Source organism: Sphingobium sp. TomTYG46 (assembly GCF_055396345.1).
Genome location: NZ_AP027324.1, coordinates 2,499,899 through 2,520,026, shown reverse-complemented (window position 1 = coordinate 2,520,026; position 20,128 = coordinate 2,499,899). Strand labels below are relative to the sequence as shown.

Genomic DNA, 20,128 nt, shown 5'->3' with positions numbered 1-20,128 from the left:
ACGCTATACCTACCTTATTCTCAGCGCGCCGGGCGGACGCCGGAGGTCTGAGCCTCCAGCATCAGCCGGTCGGTAGCCATCGGATCATGACCAAGGATTTCGCCCTTGAAGATCCAGACCTTGATGCCGCAAACGCCATAGGCGGTGTGTGCCGTGGCTTCAGCATAGTCGACGTTCGCACGGAGCGTGTGCAGCGGAACGCGGCCTTCGCGATACCATTCCACACGTGCGATCTCCGCGCCGCCCAGACGGCCGCCGCAGGTGATCTTGATGCCCTCGGCGCCCAGACGCAGGGCCGACTGAACCGCGCGCTTCATCGCCCGGCGGAACGCGACGCGGCGTTCCAGCTGGTCGGCGATGCCCTGTGCAACGAGCTTGGAGTCGACTTCCGGCTTGCGAATCTCGACGATGTTCAGGCTGACATCCGAAGAGGTCAGGCTGCCCAGCTTCTTGCGCAGCTTCTCAATGTCTGCGCCCTTCTTACCGATGATCACACCGGGACGAGCGGCATATACCGACACGCGGCACAGCTTGGCCGGACGCTCGATCACGACCTTGGAGATCGCGGCCTGCGGCAGGTTCTTCATGATATACTGGCGGATCTTCAGATCCTCCAGCAGCAGGCGACCATAATCGGCGCCTTCCGCGTACCAGCGGCTATCCCAGGTGCGGTTGATCTGCAGGCGCAGACCGATCGGATTGCTCTTGTGACCCATAGTCTTACGCCTCCGCTTCTTCAGCTGCTTCGCGAACGACGATGCGCACGCGGCTGAAGGGCTTCAGGATCCGGGTCGACTTGCCGCGGCCGCGGGCGTGGAAGCGCTTCAGGGTGAAGCTCTTGCCCACCGACGCTTCCGCGACGACCAGCGAGTCGACGTCCAGATTGTGATTGTTCTCCGCATTGGCGATGGCCGAAGCCAACACCTTGCGCACGTCGACAGCCATCGCCTTCTTCGAGAAGGCCAGGATGTTCAGCGCCTCTTCGACCTTACGGCCGCGGATGAGCGTGGCGACCAGGTTCAGCTTCTGGGCCGAACCACGGATCTGAGTGCCAACGGCCAGCGCCTCATTGTCGGCGACGCGACGGGGAGCCTTTTCCTTGCTCATTAGCGCTTGCCCTTCTTGTCGGCAGCGTGGCCGGGGAAGTAGCGGGTCGGGGCGAATTCGCCCAGCTTGTGACCCACCATGTCCTCGTTCACCGAGACCGGCACATGCTTGCGGCCATTATAGACGTTGAACGTCAGGCCAACGAACTGCGGCAGGATGGTGGAACGGCGCGACCAGGTCTTGATCGGACCCGAACGGCCACCGGCGTCCTGCGCCACTTCCGCCTTCTTCAGAAGGCTGAGGTCCACGAAAGGACCTTTCCAGACGGAACGAGCCATCTCGCTTACCTCTTCTTCTTCGCGTGGCGGCTACGGATGATGAACTTGTCCGTCGCCTTGTTGTGGCGGGTGCGCGCACCCTTGGTCGGCTTGCCCCAGGGCGTAACCGGATGACGGCCACCCGAGGTCCGGCCTTCACCACCGCCATGCGGGTGATCGACCGGGTTCTTCGCCACACCGCGCGTCAGCGGACGGATGCCGTTCCAACGGTTGCGGCCTGCCTTGGCGAGGTTGGTGTTGCCATTGTCCGGGTTGGACACGGCACCGATGGTGCCCATGCAATCGGAACGGATGTAGCGCTGCTCGCCCGAGGACAAGCGCACCATCACCATGCCGCGATCGCGGCCGACCAGCTGGGCGTAGGTGCCCGCCGACCGGCAAAGCTGACCGCCCTTGCCCGGCTTCATCTCGATGTTGTGGATGATCGTGCCGACCGGCATCTGACCCAGTTCCATCGCATTGCCCGGCTTCACGTCGGTCTTCTTGCCCGCGATGACCTTGTCACCCGGCGCAAGCCGCTGCGGTGCCAGAATATAGGCCTGGGTCCCGTCGGGATAGTTCACCAGAGCGATGAAAGCTGTACGATTGGGGTCATATTCCAGACGCTCGACCGTACCTTCGACATCCCACAAGCGGCGCTTGAAGTCGATGATGCGATAGCGCTGCTTGTGACCGCCGCCGATACCGCGCGAAGTCACATGACCCTTGTTGTTACGACCACCAGTCTTGCGCTTGCCTTCGGTCAGCGCCTTGACGGGCTTGCCCTTGTGCAGGCTGGACTTGTCGACCAGGATCAGGCCACGCTGCGCGGGGCTGGTCGGGTTGTAGCTCTTAAGCGCCATGATCAGCGCACTCCTTCGGTGATGTCGATCGACTGGCCGTCAGCCAGGCGAACGATCGCCTTCTTCACGTCCGAACGAGTGTAGGGCTTGCCCTTCCACTTCTTCGTCTTGCCCTTGGCGACCAGCGTGTTCACGCTCTTGACGGTCACGCCCCAGAGCGCTTCGACGGCCGCCTTGATCTCCGGCTTGGTCGCATCATTGGCAACCTTGAAGACTACGGCGTTGTTTTCGGAGAGAAGGGTCGACTTCTCGGTGATGACCGGAGCGACAACGACGTCATAATGACGGTTATCGACCTTCGCGGCTTCTTTCTTAGCCATTGAAACGCGCCTCCAGCTTTTCGACCGCGGCACGCGTCAGCACCAGCGAATCCGCCCTAAGGATGTCGTAGACATTGGCGCCGACGGCCGGCAGCAAGTCCACGCCGACGATGTTCGCCGAAGCCTTTGCAAAGCTGACGTTCACCGCGTCGCCGTCAATGAACAGCGCCTTGTTGAGGTTCAGCTTGGCGAGGTGCGCGACCAAAGCCTTGGTCTTGCCTTCCGCCACATCGAGATTGTCGAGAACGATCAGCGAACCGTTCTTGGCCTTCGTCGACAGAGCCATTTTCAGGCCCAGTGCGCGAACCTTCTTGTTGAGGTCGTGACCGAAGGTGCGGGCACGGGCACCGTGCGCCTTACCACCGCCGATGAAGACGGGTGCCTTACGGTCGCCGTGACGAGCCGTGCCGCCACCCTTCTGGCGGCCGAACTTCTTGCCGGTGCGGGCAACGTCCGAACGCTCACGGGTAGCACGGGTCGGAGCACGACGCTTCTCGAGCTGCCAGAGGACGACGCGGTGCAGGATGTCGGTGCGGGGCTCGATACCGAACACGGCATCGTTCAGCTCCACGTCACCAGCAGCCTGCGCGTCGAGGGTCTGTACATTGACCTTCATGATTAGCCCTCCTGGCCTTCGGTCGCTTCGGGAGCAGCCGCTTCTTCAGCGGGCGTCTCGGCCGGAGCGTTGTTGCTGTTGGCAGCCTGCTTCAGGCTTGCCGGATAAGGCGCATCCGCCGGACGCTTCACCTTGACGGCGTCGCTGACGGTCAGCCAGGTGCCCTTGGCACCCGGAACGCTGCCCTTAACGAACAGCAGGCCGCGCTCGACGTCGGTGCGTACGATCTCGAGGTTCTGCTGGGTCCGCTCACGGTCACCCATATGGCCCGCCATCTTCTTGTTCTTGAAGACGCGGCCCGGATCCTGACGGTTACCCGTCGAACCATGGGCACGGTGACTGATGGAAACGCCATGGGTGGCGCGCATGCCGCCGAAGCCCCAGCGCTTCATGGCGCCGGCAAAACCCTTACCTTGGGTGTGACCGGCGACATCGACTAGCTGACCGGCGATGAAGTGATCGGCCGCGATTTCGGCGCCGACATCAAGGAGCGCGTCCTCGGCGACACGGAATTCGACCAAACGCGCCTTCGGCTCCACTTCCGCCTTGGCGAAATGGCCGCGCTGCGGCTTGGCGACATTCTTGACCTTCGCGACGCCCGCGCCAAGCTGAACCGCGACATAACCGTCACGATCAACTTCCTTGCGAGCTACGACCTGGTTGCCCTCAAGGGCCAGAACCGTAACCGGTACATGCCGTCCGTCCTCCTGGAACAGACGGGTCATCCCGACTTTCTTAGCGATCACGCCTGTGCGCATCACTGATTACTCCCATAGAGGCCCGCCTTAGCAGCGGGCGTATCCAACGAAAAAAACCGCTCAGAATCCCTCCTTCGCGGCCAACCCAAATAACAATCACCCCGTCCGGGTTGGTTGCCACTCCCTACTCGGGAACAGCGACGGGGGACCAGGACCACGAGCCATTTCCGGTTCACCGGAGAGGCCGTGCGGTATCCCTTGTGCCGTTTGAGCTTCCGGCCTCCCGGAATGCCCGATACCCTGCCATCCTTGCGGAAAGCAGGGGCTTGCCAGCTTATTAAGCTAGCTTGATTTCCACGTTCACGCCGGCAGCCAGGTCCAGCTTCATCAGCGCATCGACCGTCTGCGGCGTCGGCTGCACAATGTCAAGCATACGCTTGTAGGTGCGGACCTCGAACTGCTCGCGCGACTTCTTGTCGATGTGCGGACCACGGTTGACCGTGAACTTTTCGATGCGCGTCGGAAGGGGAATCGGACCGCGAATAAGGGCGCCGGTGCGGCGAGCGGTTTCGGCGATGTCGCCGGTCGCCTGATCAAGCACGCGATGATCGAACGCCTTGAGGCGAATGCGGATGTTGCTGTCCATTGTTCCTGTACCGATGCGAAAGAGCCAAAAACCTGGAGCATTTTCAGAAATCAGCTGGAGCAGCCGATGACTTGTGAGAACGCACCACCAAAAAATATCCGCCCCGTTTCCGGCCCTTCTAGCTCAATCGAGCCGGAGAAAGGCAATCCGGGGCGGTTAAAATCCTCAGCGGCGCGAATCAGGCGATTCGCGCCGCTGCGGTCCTATATTACTTCGAGATCGTGCCGACAACCCCGGCGCCGACCGTGCGGCCGCCTTCACGGATAGCGAAGCGCAGGCCCGAGTCCATCGCGATGGGCGCGATGAGCTTGATGTTCAGCTTCACATTGTCGCCGGGCATGACCATCTCGGTGCCCTCGGGAAGAATCACTTCGCCGGTGACGTCCGTGGTGCGGAAGTAGAACTGCGGGCGATAGTTCGCGAAGAACGGGGTGTGACGGCCGCCTTCTTCCTTCGACAGAACGTACACTTCGGCGTCGAACTCGGTGTGCGGCGTAACCGAACCGGGCTTGGCCAGAACCTGACCACGCTCAACGTCTTCACGACCGACGCCACGAACCAGCGCGCCGATGTTGTCGCCAGCTTCACCCTGATCGAGCAGCTTGCGGAACATTTCGACGCCGGTCACGGTGGTCTTGCGGGTGTCGCGGATGCCGACGATTTCGACTTCTTCGCCAACCTTGACGATGCCGGTCTCGACGCGGCCGGTCACGACGGTGCCGCGACCAGAGATCGAGAACACGTCTTCGATCGGCATCAGGAACGGCTTGTCAACCGGGCGCTCCGGCTGCGGGATGAAGCTATCGACAGCTTCCATCAGCTTAAGAACGGCACTGCGACCGATTTCGTCGTTGGAACCGTCCAGCGCCTTCACGGCCGAGCCGGGGATGACGGGGATGTTGTCGCCGTCGAAATCGTACGAACTCAGCAGCTCGCGGATTTCCAGCTCGACCAGCTCGAGGATTTCCGGATCATCGACCAGATCGACCTTGTTCATGAACACGACAAGCTGGGGAACGCCGACCTGCTTGGCGAGCAGGATGTGCTCACGGGTCTGCGGCATCGGGCCGTCGGTAGCCGAAACGACGAGAATCGCGCCGTCCATCTGGGCCGCACCGGTGATCATGTTCTTGACGTAGTCAGCGTGACCCGGGCAGTCGACGTGCGCGTAGTGACGGGCTTCGGTCTCATATTCAACGTGCGCCGTCGAAATGGTGATGCCGCGCTCGCGCTCTTCGGGAGCCTTGTCGATGTTCGCGTAGTCAACGAAGGTTGCGCCGCCGGTTTCGGCCAGCACCTTGGTGATCGCCGCGGTCAGCGAGGTCTTGCCATGGTCAACGTGACCGATGGTGCCGATGTTGCAGTGCGGCTTGTTCCGCTCAAACTTAGCCTTAGCCATTTTTTCCTACCTTCTAATCAAAATCAGCTTTGGTCTGACCGCTCGGCCGCGCCTCGCGAAGGCGCGTCCATAGCAGCAAATTCACAGATTACCAGCCCCTAACCGAGCCGTTTGCACGGCTCGGTTAAGGAAAATCATCAGGCCATCTTCGCCTTGACTTCGTCCGCCACATTCTGCGGCACTTCGTCATAATGGGAGAAGATCATCGAGTAGTTCGCGCGGCCCTGGGTGAAGGAACGCAGCGAGTTCACATAGCCGAACATGTTGGCCAGCGGCACCATGGCTTCGACCACCTGGGCATTGCCGCGCGTGTCGGTGCCCTGGATCTGACCACGACGGCTGTTCATGTCGCCGATGACGTCGCCCAGATATTCTTCCGGGGTCACGACTTCGACTTTCATGACCGGTTCGAGCAGCGTGATGCCCGACTTCTGAGCCGCTTCGCGCATCGCGCCACGGGCACAGATTTCGAACGCCAGAGCCGACGAGTCGACATCGTGGTAAGCGCCGTCATAGAGCACGATTTCGAAGTCGATGATCGGGAAGCCGATCAGCGAACCGGTGGCCGCAGTCTCCCGGAAGCCCTTTTCGATCGCCGGGATATATTCCTTGGGAATATTGCCGCCCTTGATCTCGTCCTTGAACAGGATGCCCGCACCACGCTCGCCCGGCGTCAGCTTCACCTTGACGCGGCCGAACTGGCCGGTGCCGCCCGACTGCTTCTTGTGGGTGTAGTCGATATCGACCGGCTTCTTGAGATACTCGCGATAAGCCACCTGCGGCGCACCGACGTTTGCCTCGACCTTGAATTCGCGCTTCATGCGATCGACCAAGATTTCGAGGTGAAGTTCCCCCATGCCCTTGATGATCGTCTGGCCCGATTCGTGATCGGTCGTGACGCGGAAAGAAGGATCCTCAGCAGCGAGGCGGTTGAGCGCGACGCCCATCTTTTCCTGGTCAGCCTTGGTCTTGGGTTCCACCGACAGTTCAATGACCGGCTCGGGGAATTCCATCCGCTCCAGAATGATCGGCTGGCGCTCAGCGCACAGCGTATCACCGGTGGTGGTTTCCTTCATGCCAGCCAGCGCGACGATGTCGCCCGCATAGGCGGTGTCGATATCTTCACGGCTGTTGGCATGCATCAGCAGCATGCGGCCGATCTTTTCCTTCTTGTCCTTGACCGAGTTCAGATAGGTGCCCTTGGTCAGGGTGCCCGAATAGACGCGCAGGAAGGTGAGCGAGCCGACGAACGGGTCGTTCATGATCTTGAACGCCAGGCCCGAGAAAGGCGCGTCGTCAGCGGTGGCACGGCTGTCGGGCTGATCGTTCGCGGGGTTGATGCCCTGCACGTCCTCAATGTCGAGCGGCGAAGGCAGATAGTCGACGACCGCGTCGAGCAACGGCTGAACGCCTTTGTTCTTGAACGCCGAGCCGCACAGCACCGGGGTAAACGCCTGGCCCAGCGTACCCTTGCGGATCAGCGCCTTCAGGGTCGCAACGTCTGGCAGGTTGCCTTCCAGATAGGCTTCCATCGCGGCATCGTCCTGCTCGACGGCAAGTTCGATCAGCTTTTCGCGATATTCCGCTGCCTTGTCGGCGAGGTCGGCGGGAATCTCTTCATAGGAGAATTCTGCGCCCAGATTTTCATCCTTCCAGATGATCGCGCGGTTCTCGACCAGATCGACCAGACCCCTGAAGTCCGATTCCGCACCGATGGGCAGATAGAGGACGGCCGGGGTGGCGCCCAGGCGATCAATGATCGTCTGCACGCAATAATAGAAGTTGGCGCCGGTACGGTCGAGCTTGTTGATGAAGCACATGCGCGGTACGCGATACTTGTCGGCCTGGCGCCACACGGTTTCCGACTGCGGCTCAACGCCAGCAACGCCGTCGAATGCAGCGACCGCACCGTCGAGCACGCGCAACGAACGTTCAACTTCGATGGTGAAGTCGACGTGACCGGGGGTGTCGATGATGTTCAGGCGATGCTCGGGCCCCTTGCCCTCTTCGGCCTTCCACACGCAGGTGGTCGCGGCCGAGGTGATGGTGATACCACGCTCCTGCTCCTGCTCCATCCAGTCCATGGTGGCGGCGCCGTCATGGACTTCGCCGATCTTGTAGGACTTGCCGGTGTAATAAAGGATACGCTCGGTCGTGGTGGTCTTGCCGGCGTCGATATGCGCCATGATACCGAAATTGCGATAGCGTTCGAGCGGATGGCTGCGGGCCATGATGCTTCTCCGTTGCCGGTGCGCCGGCGGTCAAGTGAATGAGTCTTGCGGCTGGCCCCTAAACCAATCCGTTCGCCATGGGTAGCCCACGGCGAACGGACGATCTTCAAAACCAGATGACGAAGCGGGCGCCGGAACGCCCGCAAGGTCTTACCAGCGGTAGTGCGAGAAGGCGCGGTTCGCTTCCGCCATGCGGTGCGTGTCTTCGCGCTTCTTGACCGCGTTACCACGGTTGTTGGCAGCGTCCAGCAGCTCACCCGACAGGCGGGCGGCCATGGTGGTTTCGCTGCGGTTGCGCGAAGCCGTGATCAGCCAGCGGATCGCCAGCGCCTGGGCGCGCTCGGGGCGCACTTCGACGGGGACCTGATAGGTCGCACCGCCGACGCGGCGGCTGCGGACTTCGATGCCGGGCTTCACATTGTTCAGCGCGTCATGGAACATGCCGATCGGGTCCTTCTTGGACTTCGTTTCGACAGTTTCGAGCGCACCGTAAACGATGGACTCGGCGACGGCTTTCTTGCCGTCCTGCATGATGCTGTTCATGAACTTCGACAGCACGATATCACCGAACTTGGGATCGGGCAGGATAACGCGCTTTTCGGGGCGACGACGACGTGACATATTCTAGTCTCCCTTACTTCGGACGCTTCGCGCCGTACTTCGAACGGCTCTGCTTACGGTCCTTGACGCCCTGGGTATCCAGAACGCCGCGCAGCACATGGTAACGCACACCGGGAAGATCGCGTACGCGGCCGCCACGGATCAGAACGACGCTGTGCTCCTGAAGGTTGTGGCCTTCACCCGGAATGTAGGTGATGACTTCGCGCTGGTTGACCAGACGCACCTTCGCCACCTTACGGAGAGCCGAGTTCGGCTTCTTCGGGGTCGTCGTGTAAACACGGGTGCAAACGCCGCGCTTCTGCGGGTTCGCTTCCATTGCAGGGACCTTCGACTTGGTCTTCTGCAGTTCGCGGCCCTTGCGGACCAGCTGGTTGATTGTTGGCATGAAGCCCTTCACCTTTTCAGTTACTTTACCGCAAGCATTCCCGCGTTCTTCACGGCCTGAAAAGGATGACCTTTCAAACAGCAAAGGCCCCGGCGGGCAACAACCCGCCTGGAGCCGCAAGAGCACCGGCAATGTTCAGCTCTATGTCGCCTGGCATGTCATCGACCAGAAAGACCGAATCTTTCGAGGTGGATCGCCGCTAGGCAGGCGCGCCTATAGCGAGGCACGGTAATCCGGTCAAGAACGGCGGCGCGCCACCCTGTTTCGGCTTCGTTCCAAGATGGTGAAGCCTTCATTAGCAGATTGATAACCGACAATATTCTATTGATTGCCAGTGGCGCCACCGGGAGCGCCTACGTGGATTGGCCGTGACCCATCTTTCTCTCTTCACGGGTGAGTTTCTCAGCCGGACACAGGAAGCCGCTTTTCAAGCGGAGCGCCTCACCGAGTCGCGTCGGCACGCCCGCATGCTCTTCATCTGCTCGGCCGCCCTGAACGCGCTTTTCCTGCTGAGTGATTGGCGCTTTTTCGGCACGCCCCATTTCTGGATCGCAGTACCGGCGCGCCTCATTGTGGTGCTATGGTCACTTGGATGCCTGTATTTCAGCCGGACGCTGGACTCTTTCCAAAAGGTCGAGCGACTCTGCTTCGCCTGGCAAATCGTAACCGCAATCGGCGTGGCGTTCCTGGTCAGTTCCCGCAGTGATATCGCGATTTTCGTGCTCGTGATGCTGCCGCTGATCTTTTACCTGGGCGTGCCTACCAGCTTCCGGGGCAATTTCGGCGGCGGGCTTGGATGTGGAGTTGCGCTACTCATCGGCTATCTGGCGCCTGCGCCCTTATCCCGCACCGCCCCCGGCATGATCATGGCCGTGCTGATCCTTCATTGCGGCATGTGGATCACGATCATGCGAACCAACCGCCTCCAACGTCTGGAGTGGATGGCGAGCCAGGCGGCCGGTGCGGCGCGAGCCGCGTTGGCGCGCAACAGCGAAACACTGGAGCGCATGTTCATGAGCGTACCCATCCCGCTGCTGGTCACGCGTCAGGACGGCACGGTAATCCGCTTCAACAATGCTGCTGCTCAGACCTTCGGATCAGACGGCGACATTTCGCGCGTTCACCTGCTTGGAGAGGGGTCCGCCTCGCAGGCGAGCCTGCGGGACCAGATTGCAAGCGGCGATGCGCTTAACAATCAGGAATGCCGAATCGTCGGAAAAGATGCGGTGGTCCACGACGTGCTGCTCGCCACGCGCTCGATTCAGATAGACGACGAAGACTGCATTCTTTCGAGTATCGTCGACATCACAGACCGCAAGGATGCTGAGCGGCACCTGGCCCATCTTGCCATGACCGACGCGCTCACGGGTTTGGCAAATCGCTCGCATTTCATGGCGACGTTAGCGCAGGCGGCAAGCGCGACAGGCCATGCGGGCGGGCAGATGGCAGTTGTGCTGATCGACGTCGATGAGTTCAAACGGATCAACGACAGCGCCGGGCATGCGGTGGGCGACGCGCTGCTTTGCGCTGTAGCCGAGCGCCTGCGGCGCGCGGTGCGGCCGGGAGATCTGGTTGCGCGCATGGGGGGCGATGAATTTGCCGTTCTTTTGACACGTCTGCGCAATGGACCGGATCTGGAAGCGCTCCTGGCGCGCATGATGGCTCAACTTCATCAGCCACTCGCCTACGGCCATCGTGACGTCGATTGCCGCGTCAGCATGGGCGTCGCACTTTTTCCGGAACATGCCGGGGACATTGCGGACCTTATAAAATTTGCAGACATTGCCCTGTATGAAGCAAAAAATGGCGGACGAGGTCGCGCGTGCCTGTTCGAGCCCTCGCTGCTCGAACGCTGGCAGCAGGAAGCCCGAATGCTGGATCGCGCACGCCACGCCTTGGTCCATGCCCCGCCCGTCCCATGGTATCAGCCCAAGATCGATCTATCGACGGGCGCCATTATCGGCTTCGAGGCGCTACTTAGATGCGTCCGTACTGACGGCTCAGTCATCATGCCGTCCGAGGTTGCTGCTGCGTTCGAACATTCCGAGCTAGGACGGACAATTAACGAGCGGATGCTGGATCGGATTTTGGCCGACTGTCGACGCTGGCAGGATCAGGGACTGGATTTCGGCCATGTCGCCATCAATGTGCCAGGGATTGAGCTTCACGATGGCAGTTTCCCTGATCGTTTGCTCTCCCGACTCGCCGCCACGGGTGTATCCACTGCAAGGATCGAATTGGAGGTGACGGAGTCGGTTTTTCTTGGCCGGAATGCGGAGGTCGTGGAACGCAGTCTTCATCAATTGAGTACAGCGGGTCTGTCCATCGCGCTGGATGATTTCGGTACCGGCTATGCGTCACTCTCGCATCTGAAGCAGTTTCCAATAGATATCATCAAGATAGATCAGCGTTTCGTCCGGGACCTGGAAACCGATCCGGATGACGCCGCCATTGTGCGAACATTGCTGAACCTTGCCTACAGCCTTGGCATTCGAACGGTCGCCGAGGGCGTCGAGAACGTCCATCAGGTTGATTATCTGCGTGCTGGTGGGTGCCATTATGCACAGGGCTTTCATTTCGGAGCAGCCGTCCCGGCCAGCGAAATTCCCGCTCTACTGGGGTTGCATGTCGCAGCCCGTCCCACCGAGGCATAATTTTTGCTTTTCGTCAGGAACCGGAACGGCCGAAGCACGTTTCGCCCCGATCTGATTTCGACTCGTCACGAGTCCGCGTTGGTGGATTCGCGTGCTGCTCTTCCCCTTGCTAACGGGCCGATTCTCTAAGAATTGAGCACGGGGTCGTCATTGTTGCAGCGGTGTAGATTAGGCATTTTCAGCCTATGGGCGAGGATTGCCGCTTTGTGCCCGGAGCGGCAATTCATCTTCCAGTCTGGCGGAAAGCTGCAGCGTGTCCGCATCTCGAGCCGAGCCCAGGTATCAACGCTTCTGCTATCCGCAGCGCTGCTGATCGGCGCGGCTTCGCTGGCTCTGTCGTTTTCCTGGAACCGATCTGAAATGGAGAGGGGAAGCGCCGCGATCAATGCGAAAACCAGGGCGATAGCTAAGGCCGCGGGCAAAATGGAAAGCTACAGGAAATCCTTTGAACAACGGGCGCGCGACCTCGAAGCCCGGCAAGACTTCATAGACGATCTTTATCGCGCTCATTTTGGCGAGGATGCTTCCCAAACTGACGGGGCACCGAAAGACCTGTCTGAACAAGCTTCCACGCAAGGCGGGGCCGGTTCATCAAAGGTGCGCATCAGTGCCGCGCAAGACATTCATCCTCTGGGAGCGATCGACGCGAGACAGCGCCGGTTCGCCGCGCTCCTTACTCATGCGGTCAAGCGCCGGGCGGACGAAACGGCGCATGCAATTCGCCGCCTGGGCCTTAATCCCGACCTGTTGGCGCGTGCCGCTCCCCGTGCGCAAGGTGGTCCCTTCGTGCCTTGGCGTGATGGGCAGAGGCCGATGCCCCGGGAATTCGAGCGTCTTGCCGACGCTCTTTCCCGGATGGAATCCTTGGAGATCAATCTGAGGACCATTCCGTCTGGCCTCCCGACGATGGCCCCGATGCAATCCAGTTCCTATGGCTATCGCCGCGATCCGTTCAATGGCCATGCCGCATTCCATGCGGGCATCGACTTTCCCGGCCGCCACGGCGAACCCATATTGGCCGCCGCGACAGGCAGGGTCAGCTTCGTTGGTCAGCGGAGCGGCTATGGCAATGTGGTGGAGATCACCCATGGTAACGGGTTGATGACGCGATATGCCCATCTATCCGGCTTCAATGCCCGTGTTGGGCAACAGGTCATCCGTGGACATCAGATCGCGCGCATGGGTTCAACCGGCCGTTCGACGGGTGACCACCTTCATTTCGAAGTGCGCTTGAGGGGGGAGCCCGTCAATCCGCGACCTTTCCTGGAAGCCGCCCGAAACGTCCAGCAAGTCGCCGCTGCCCGGAACGCTGACATCCGAAACCGCGGCTGAATCTCCGCGACTTCAACGGTTGATATTCCGGCGGTTTCACCCATAAGCGTCAAGCCAGCCGAGACTTTCGGGTCAGTTGACTGGCGCCCGCCGCCTGTAGCTGAGCGCTTCGGCCACATGTACGCGGCCGACCTGTTCCGCTCCAGCGAGGTCGGCGATCGTCCGGGCTACGCGCAATACCCGGGTATAGCCCCGGGCAGAAAGCTTCATCGCCGCCGCCGCCTGCGCCAGCAGTTCACGCCCAGCGGCATCAGGACCGGCAACTTCCTCGAGCCGCTCACCATCGACTTCCGCATTGGTTCGCACGCGGGTTCCGGCATAGCGCTGCGTCTGGCGATCGCGCGCGGCCGCCACTCTGCCCGCCACTTCCACCGAACCTTCAGTTGGAGGAGGGAGGACGAGATCTGCCGCCGTCACGGCCTGAACATCGACATGCAGATCGATACGGTCAAGCAGTGGCCCCGAAACCTTGGCCTGATAATCCGCGGCACAGCGCGGCGCGCGTGAGCAGGCAAGGGCTGGATCGGCAAGATGGCCGCAGCGGCAAGGGTTCATTGCGGCGACGAGCTGGACCCGGGCCGGGAAGGTGACATGGGCATTGGCGCGAGCGACCGTAACCTCGCCTGTTTCCAGCGGCTGACGCAGAGAGTCGAGCACGGTGCGCTGGAACTCGGGCAGCTCATCGAGGAAGAGGACGCCAAGGTGCGCCATGCTGACCTCGCCCGGCCGCGCCTTGTGTCCACCGCCGACCAGCGCCGCCATCGACGCACTATGATGTGGGCTACGAAATGGCCGTGCCCGGCTGATGCGACCGCCTTCCAGTGATCCCGCAACGCTTGCCACCATGGACGTTTCCAGCGCTTCGGCGGGAGTGAGTTGCGGCAGGATACCGGGCAGGCAACTTGCCATCAGCGACTTGCCTGCACCCGGTGGCCCAACCATCAACAGATTATGGCCTCCGGCTGCGGCTATCTCCAGCGCGCGCTTTGCCGTTTCCTGCCCCTTCACCTGGCGCAGATCTGCCGTGCGATGCGGAACCTCAACGGTGCCCGGCTGTGGCGGGGAAAGCGCGGCATTACCTTTGAAGTGGTTGAGCAAACTCAGCAGATCGGGGGCGGCGATGACCTCCACCTGCCCCGCCCAGGCTGCTTCCGGCCCCTGAGCGACAGGACAGATAAGGCCCAACTCCTTTTCGCCAGCATGCAATGCGGCGAGCAGCACGCCGGGGGTCGAAGCGATGCGGCCATCAAGCCCCAATTCTCCCACGACGACATAGCCCGACAGCGTCTCGGCATCGATCACGCCCATCGCGCCGAGCAGCGCAAGCGCAATGGGGAGATCGAAATGCGACCCTTCCTTGGGGAGGTCCGCAGGTGAAAGATTTACCGTGATCCGCTTGGGCGGAAGCGACAGGCCGATCGCGGCGATGGCATTGCGCACTCGCTCACGGCTTTCCGCCACGGCCTTGTCCGGCAAGCCGACAAGGATGAAGTTGGGGAGGCCCGGAACGAGCTGGCACTGCACCTCCACGCTGCGCGCGTCCAGCCCGAAATAGGCGACCGTCGATACCGTCGAAACCAATGTGCCCCCATTTTCTGAAAAACGCTGCGCGTGGCTGCGTCAGCCCTGTTCGTCGGGCCGTCCCTTGAAACCCTGCGCCACGACATACCATTCCACGCTGCCTTTGCGACTGGCGGGAGGCTTCGCGTGCTTGATCGTCGTAAAATGCTTTTTCAACACCGCAAGCAGATCGGCGTCAGTACCGCCCGCGAACACCTTGGCCACGAACGTTCCACCTTTGCGCAGATTTTCCACTGCAAACCAGGCCGCTGCCTCGACCAACGCCATGGTGCGCAGGTGATCGGTCTGCGGATGGCCAACTGTGTTCGCGGCCATGTCGGAAATCACAAGATCAGGCGCATCGCCCAGGGCTTCGGCGAGAACAGCAGGCGCCTTATCATCCATGAAATCCATCTGGAACAGCACGACGCCGGGGATGGAGTCCGTCGGCAGCAAATCTATGCCCACGACCTTCGCCCTGGGCGAGAGCTTGCGCACCACCTGAGCCCAGCCACCGGGCGCGACGCCCAGATCGACGACGGCGCGTGAGCCCTTCACGAAATGGAACTTCTCATCCAGTTCGATCAGCTTGAACGCGGCCCGGCTTCTCCAACCCTCCGCCTTTGCCTTGCGAACATAGGGGTCGTTCAGCTGACGCTCCAGCCAGCGGGTGGATTGCGCCGTCCGCCCTTTTGCCGATTTGACCCGAACCTTGCCGGCGCCCGCGCCTCTCACATCATTGCTCCATCGCGATCCATAAGGCCGCGCAATATACCCTCGCGAATGCCGCGATCAGCCACGCCCAACCGCTCGGCGGGCCAGATGTCCAGGATCGATTCCAGGATGGCGCATCCGGCCACTACCAGATCGGCTCGCTCAGAACCAATACATGGTAATTTCTGCCGTTCGGCCAACGACATGGTGGACAGCCTGCCGGAAATCGATCGCATCGATGTCGAGGGCACAATCAGGCCGTCGATCGCCTGCCGGTCGTAGCGCGGCAGATTGAGATGCACGCTGGCGAGTGTCGTCACCGTGCCCGATGTACCCAGCAAACGTATCGAGGATGTTTGTCGCGGCAAGCGGCGGGCGAGTGGCGCAAAAGCATCCGCCACCCGCGACCGCATTCGGCCGTAGGCAGCCAGACGCTCATTCTGATCGGCATGATCGAACAACTCACTTTCGGTAAGCGACACCACGCCCCATGGCGCGCTGACCCAATCCACGATGTGCGGCGCACCCGCCCGGTTTGCATCGACCAACACGAGTTCGGTCGATCCGCCGCCTATGTCGAAGATCAATGCAGGACCGTCGCCAGGCTCCAGCAGCGCGTGACAGCCCATTACGGCAAGCCGCGCTTCTTCTTGCGCACTGATGATGTCGAGGGCGATGCCGGTTTCCCGATAGACGCGCTGGATAAATTCCGCGCCATTAACAGCACGGCGGCATGCTTCGGTCGCGACGGACCGTGCCAGGGTCACATGCCTCCGCCGCAGCTTGTCAGCGCATACGGAAAGCGCGGCAATCGCTCGGTCGATCGCGGCATCGCTGATCCGTCCTGTCGCAGCCAGGCCTTCACCCAATCGTACGATACGAGAAAAGGCATCGACGACGATGAAGCCGTCAGCCGATGGCTTGGCAATCAGCAATCGGCAATTGTTGGTGCCCAAATCTATCGCAGCATAAGACCGCCTGCCACGCGGCGGATGAGGCAATGAGCCCCGCTGCTTCGACGGGGGAGGTATGGCCGCAGCCGTGCTCCCATTACCCTGGCCGGAGCGGGCAGATTTGCCCGAAACACCCCCGGCGGGACCGGAACTCTGCGGCGATGGGCGGCTTTGCTGCACCATGGCCGGATCACTTTTCTTCTTCGCCGACACCGACAGGTGGCGGAACTTGATGCCAAACTATGCGGATGCCGCGCAAAGCGCAAGACGGCGCCAGAAAAGCCAATGACATAGTGCGCTGGCAAGCGCCGCACCTGTCAAAGCGGGAGCAAGGCCGCCACGATCCAGCGTTCTTCTGCCCGCAACACGCCCCAGGCGCGGGCTGCGGCACGGCTATCCATCACTTCCACGCCGATTCCCATATTTTCGAGTTCACGAACGAAAACACGAGGCGGCTGCCGCAAACCTCCCCCGGTGCCAAGCAAGAGAAATTCGGGCAAGGGGTCGATCGTCAGCAGATCACCCAGGGAGGCAAGCGTTAGCTTCTCAGAAGAAGGCGCGTCGCTCCACTTCGACGCGCGGATCGGGGTGAGCAGCAACCCTTCGGGGAAGACGTCATCCCTGACGCGAAAGCCTCTCCCCGAAAAACCGGTTACGATCGGCCCCTGCCCCGTCTCATCACGGCGGAACTCGATACCAGTGCGCCTGTCGGTCAGGGCCGCGCCCCGTCATCACGCGGACCCATGCGTTCTGCCTGGGCGGCGATGTTCGGCTTGCCCGCCTTCCGTTCCGTCAGCTGCGGCGAGAGCCCTAGCGTGATCAGCAACGACGACGAAACATATACCGACGAATAAGTGCCGACGACGATGCCCAGCATCATGGCGGCGGTGAAGCCACGCAACACATGGCCACCGAATAGCAACAGCGCGCCCAGGGCGAGCATGATCGTAACCGAAGTCATCACGGTTCGCGGCAGCGTTTCGTTGACGGAAAGGTCGATGAGCGCCTTCATATCCATCTTACGATATTTCCGCATATTTTCGCGGATACGATCGTCGATCACCATCTTGTCATTGATCGAGTAGCCGACGATCGTGAGAACGGCGGCGACGATGTTCAGGTCGAATTCCAGCTGGGTGATCGCGAAGAAGCCGAGCGTCATCAGGACGTCGTGCATGATCGCCACGAAGGTCGATACGCCGAACTGCCATTCATAGCGGAACCAGGAAAAGATGGCGATGCCGATCACCGCCAGCATCACTGCCAGCACGCCATTCTGGATCAATTCGCCAGAGACCTTGCCCGACACAGTGTCGTAGCGGGAAAAGGTAACGCCGGGAAATTCAGCGGTCAGCGCCTTGCGCGCCTTTTCCACGATCGCATTGGCCGCGCCTGCCCCGCCCTGCTCTGGTAGCGGCAGACGGATCTGTACGGTCTTGGGATCGCCGAACTGTTGCAGCGATCCATCGCCCACGCCGAGCCGGTCAATCGTCGTGCGCACCCGATCGAGCTGCGCAGGTTGCTGGAACCGGGCCTCTATCATAAGGCCGCCGACGAAATCGACGCCAAGGTTGAGGCCGCGATGGATCGTCGCGCCCACGGCGAGCACGGTCAGCAGCGCGGTAAGGGCGAACGCCCAATGGCGCAGCTTCACGAAGCCGATGTTGGTATTGTCGGGGACGAGCTTAAGAAGTTTCATGGGTTTTCTCCCGGCCCCTTAAATGTGAATCTCGGTCGGACGCTTGGCACGAAGCCAGCGAGACGCAAGCAGGCGGGTGAAGGTGACGGCGGTGAACACGCTCGTCGCGATGCCGATCAATAGCACGATCGCGAAGCCCTTGACCGGGCCGGAGCCCAGCGCAAGCATGATGCCGCCAGCGATCGCATGGGTCACATTCGCCTCGAAGATCGTCCGGCTTGCTTCCTTGTAACCGAACTCGATCGCCTGGACCACGCCGCGCCCGCGCCGCCGTTCTTCGCGGATGCGCTCATATATGAGAACGTTGGCATCGACGGCCGTGCCGATGGTCAGGACGAAGCCCGCGATCCCCGGAAGTGTCAAGGTCGCCCCCAACATCCCCATGACGCCAAGGATAACAAACACGTTGATGGCGACCGCCAGGTTCGCATACATGCCGAAGCGGCCGTAGCTGGCGAACATGAAGATGGCGACCGCCGCTACCGCGATCACCGAAGCCAACAATCCGGCGCGGATTGAATCAGCGCCGAGCTGCGGGCCAACGGTGCGCTCTTCCACCACGGTCAGGGCGACGGGCAGCTTGCCCGATCGCAGGGCAATGGCGAGCTGGTTGGCGCTTTCAACGGTGAAATTGCCGCTGATCTGGGCGGAGCCACCGAGGATCGGTTCATTGATGTTCGGCGCCGACAGGACCTGGCCGTCCAGGATGATAGCGAAGGGCCGGTTGACATTCTGAGACGTCACCTGGCCGAACTTGCGCCCACCTGACCCGTTGAAACGGATGTTGACGATCGCCTGGTTGTTCTGGTCGTAGCCCTGCGTCGCGTCGGTCAGGTCTTCGCCGGACACCATGACCTGGCGCTTGACCGCGATCGCCGGAATGCCGGATGGGTTGCCCGGATAAGGCAGTACTTCGCTGCCGACCGGCGCTCGGCCCTGAGCAACTTCCGACGGATTGGCACTGGTATCGACCAGCTTGAATTCCAGCTTGGCGGTCTGGCCGAGCAGGTCCTTCAAGGCCTTCGGATTCTGAAGGCCGGGCACCTGCACGACAATGCGATTGCCGCCCTGCTGCTGGATGGTCGGCTCGCGCGTGCCCATTTCGTCGATGCGCTTGCGGATGACTTCGGTTGCCACCTCCATCGCGCTCTTGACCGCATTGTCGATCCCCGCCTCGGTCGGCGTGATCACGATCGTCGAACTGTTGACCACCTCGACATTGAAGTCGCGCTGCCCTGTGAGGCCGGCGCCCTGTGTCAGCGGACGGATTCGCTCGACCGCAGCATCGACCTGCGAGGGATCGCGGACCATGAAGCTGAGCTTCCCATCGCGGCTGGAAATATCACCAACCGAGATGCGCGGGCTGCCGCGCCGAAGCTCGGTGCGGACCTGCTCCTCCATGTTGGTGAGGCGCTGCTTAGCCACGTCCTGCGTCGACGCTTCGAGCAGAAGATGGCTACCGCCGGAAAGGTCAAGGCCAAGGTTCACCCGGGTCTGCATGAACCCAGGCAGCCGCTGAACCGCAGAGTCCGGCAGGAAGCTGGGAATGGCGCAGGTGATGCCGATCAGCAGGGGCAGCAGGATCGCTGCGATAGTCCAACGCGAGAAGTTCAGCATCGGCCGATCAGTCGTTCGCAGGCTTGGCGGTCGCCGGATCGATGACATCAGTGAGCGTCGATTTGACCGCCTTCACCTTCATGCCCGGCGCGAGTTCGACATCGACGTAGAATTCATCGACGCGGGCTACCTTGCCGACAAGACCCCCGCCGGTCACGACCTGATCGCCCTTTTTAACCGCGCCAATCTTCGCCTTGTGGTCCTTCATCCGCTTCTGCTGGGGACGGATCAAAAGGAAATAGAAAACAACGAAGATGAGGACGAGCGGCGCCATCTGCACCAGCATGGAGGCACCGGACGACTGTTCGCCCGCGGTCTGGGCAAAGGCTGGGGTAATGAACATGGTGGGACTTTCGCCTTATCTCTTGTCCAGCCGCAGACAGGCAAATGCCTGCGGATCAAAGGCGCGCGGCTAACACAGATCGGGATAGGGAGGCAACATGATTAGGGAAGGAA

Annotated in this window: 21 protein-coding genes; 2 read left to right on the top strand and 19 right to left on the bottom strand. The window is 61.3% G+C overall.

Annotation, left to right across the window (positions count from 1 at the left end; translation table 11 throughout):
* Positions 1-20: 20 nt before the first annotated feature.
* The 12 genes from rpsC to rpsL all read right to left on the bottom strand — a co-directional run bounded on the left by rpsC (position 21) and on the right by rpsL (position 9,143).
* Entirely contained in the window at positions 21-716 is a 696-nt protein-coding gene (gene rpsC / locus ACZ5YV_RS12730; protein WP_196225090.1) for a 30S ribosomal protein S3, read from the bottom strand.
* Between the two features lie 4 nt (positions 717-720).
* On the bottom strand, positions 721-1,107 hold the full coding sequence (gene rplV / locus ACZ5YV_RS12725) for a 50S ribosomal protein L22 (RefSeq protein ID WP_449470811.1): 387 nt from the start codon (positions 1,105-1,107) through the stop codon (positions 721-723).
* A complete protein-coding gene (gene rpsS / locus ACZ5YV_RS12720) occupies positions 1,107-1,385 on the bottom strand; it encodes a 30S ribosomal protein S19 (RefSeq protein WP_007686576.1) in 279 nt (92 codons plus the stop codon). Before rpsS ends, rplV begins: the two co-directional genes overlap by 1 nt.
* A gap of 5 nt (positions 1,386-1,390) precedes the next feature.
* Positions 1,391-2,227, bottom strand: coding sequence for a 50S ribosomal protein L2 (gene rplB, locus ACZ5YV_RS12715; RefSeq protein WP_196225088.1), 837 nt, complete (start codon positions 2,225-2,227; stop codon positions 1,391-1,393).
* 2 nt (positions 2,228-2,229) lie between these two features.
* The gene (locus ACZ5YV_RS12710) at positions 2,230-2,547 is read right to left on the bottom strand and encodes a 50S ribosomal protein L23 (protein WP_021239762.1); all 318 of its coding nucleotides are present in this window, start codon (positions 2,545-2,547) and stop codon (positions 2,230-2,232) included.
* Positions 2,540-3,163: a 50S ribosomal protein L4 gene (rplD, locus tag ACZ5YV_RS12705; RefSeq protein WP_464787923.1), complete on the bottom strand. Its 624-nt coding sequence runs from the start codon at positions 3,161-3,163 to the stop codon at positions 2,540-2,542. The genes ACZ5YV_RS12710 and rplD overlap by 8 nt, the downstream gene beginning before the upstream one ends.
* A 2-nt stretch (positions 3,164-3,165) precedes the next feature.
* A complete protein-coding gene (gene rplC, locus ACZ5YV_RS12700) occupies positions 3,166-3,921 on the bottom strand; it encodes a 50S ribosomal protein L3 (protein ID WP_196226665.1) in 756 nt (251 codons plus the stop codon).
* Positions 3,922-4,198: 277 nt separating this feature from the next.
* Positions 4,199-4,507 carry a 30S ribosomal protein S10 gene (gene rpsJ / locus ACZ5YV_RS12695; RefSeq protein WP_004208724.1) on the bottom strand — a complete coding sequence of 103 codons (309 nt, stop codon included), beginning with the start codon at positions 4,505-4,507 and terminating at the stop codon, positions 4,199-4,201.
* Between the two features lie 208 nt (positions 4,508-4,715).
* Positions 4,716-5,906: an elongation factor Tu gene (tuf, locus tag ACZ5YV_RS12690; protein WP_464787922.1), complete on the bottom strand. Its 1,191-nt coding sequence runs from the start codon at positions 5,904-5,906 to the stop codon at positions 4,716-4,718.
* A gap of 137 nt (positions 5,907-6,043) precedes the next feature.
* Complete coding sequence (gene fusA, locus ACZ5YV_RS12685; protein WP_464787921.1) at positions 6,044-8,137, bottom strand: elongation factor G; 2,094 nt, start codon at positions 8,135-8,137, stop codon at positions 6,044-6,046.
* A gap of 150 nt (positions 8,138-8,287) precedes the next feature.
* Positions 8,288-8,758 carry a 30S ribosomal protein S7 gene (rpsG, locus tag ACZ5YV_RS12680; protein WP_066560556.1) on the bottom strand — a complete coding sequence of 157 codons (471 nt, stop codon included), beginning with the start codon at positions 8,756-8,758 and terminating at the stop codon, positions 8,288-8,290.
* Between the two features lie 13 nt (positions 8,759-8,771).
* Entirely contained in the window at positions 8,772-9,143 is a 372-nt protein-coding gene (gene rpsL, locus ACZ5YV_RS12675; protein WP_007686591.1) for a 30S ribosomal protein S12, read from the bottom strand.
* Between the two features lie 368 nt (positions 9,144-9,511).
* Between rpsL and ACZ5YV_RS12670 the strand changes: the two genes are divergently transcribed.
* The gene (locus tag ACZ5YV_RS12670; protein WP_464787920.1) at positions 9,512-11,797 is read left to right on the top strand and encodes a putative bifunctional diguanylate cyclase/phosphodiesterase; all 2,286 of its coding nucleotides are present in this window, start codon (positions 9,512-9,514) and stop codon (positions 11,795-11,797) included.
* 597 nt (positions 11,798-12,394) lie between these two features.
* A complete protein-coding gene (locus ACZ5YV_RS12665) occupies positions 12,395-13,129 on the top strand; it encodes a M23 family metallopeptidase (RefSeq protein ID WP_464787919.1) in 735 nt (244 codons plus the stop codon).
* Between the two features lie 72 nt (positions 13,130-13,201).
* Here the strand turns inward: ACZ5YV_RS12665 and ACZ5YV_RS12660 are convergent, their stop codons facing one another.
* The 7 genes from ACZ5YV_RS12660 to yajC all read right to left on the bottom strand — a co-directional run bounded on the left by ACZ5YV_RS12660 (position 13,202) and on the right by yajC (position 20,015).
* Entirely contained in the window at positions 13,202-14,710 is a 1,509-nt protein-coding gene (locus tag ACZ5YV_RS12660) for a YifB family Mg chelatase-like AAA ATPase (RefSeq protein WP_464787918.1), read from the bottom strand.
* A gap of 39 nt (positions 14,711-14,749) precedes the next feature.
* Entirely contained in the window at positions 14,750-15,424 is a 675-nt protein-coding gene (locus ACZ5YV_RS12655; RefSeq protein WP_464787917.1) for an RlmE family RNA methyltransferase, read from the bottom strand.
* Positions 15,421-16,539, bottom strand: coding sequence for a Ppx/GppA phosphatase family protein (locus ACZ5YV_RS12650; RefSeq protein WP_464789227.1), 1,119 nt, complete (start codon positions 16,537-16,539; stop codon positions 15,421-15,423). The genes ACZ5YV_RS12655 and ACZ5YV_RS12650 overlap by 4 nt, the downstream gene beginning before the upstream one ends.
* Positions 16,540-16,673: 134 nt before the next feature.
* Complete coding sequence (locus tag ACZ5YV_RS12645; protein ID WP_464789226.1) at positions 16,674-17,015, bottom strand: MTH938/NDUFAF3 family protein; 342 nt, start codon at positions 17,013-17,015, stop codon at positions 16,674-16,676.
* A gap of 53 nt (positions 17,016-17,068) precedes the next feature.
* Complete coding sequence (gene secF, locus ACZ5YV_RS12640) at positions 17,069-18,055, bottom strand: protein translocase subunit SecF (RefSeq protein WP_464787916.1); 987 nt, start codon at positions 18,053-18,055, stop codon at positions 17,069-17,071.
* An 18-nt stretch (positions 18,056-18,073) separates the two neighbouring features.
* Positions 18,074-19,672: a protein translocase subunit SecD gene (gene secD, locus ACZ5YV_RS12635; RefSeq protein ID WP_464789225.1), complete on the bottom strand. Its 1,599-nt coding sequence runs from the start codon at positions 19,670-19,672 to the stop codon at positions 18,074-18,076.
* 7 nt (positions 19,673-19,679) lie between these two features.
* A complete protein-coding gene (yajC, locus tag ACZ5YV_RS12630; RefSeq protein WP_196225079.1) occupies positions 19,680-20,015 on the bottom strand; it encodes a preprotein translocase subunit YajC in 336 nt (111 codons plus the stop codon).
* Positions 20,016-20,128 lie beyond the last annotated feature (113 nt).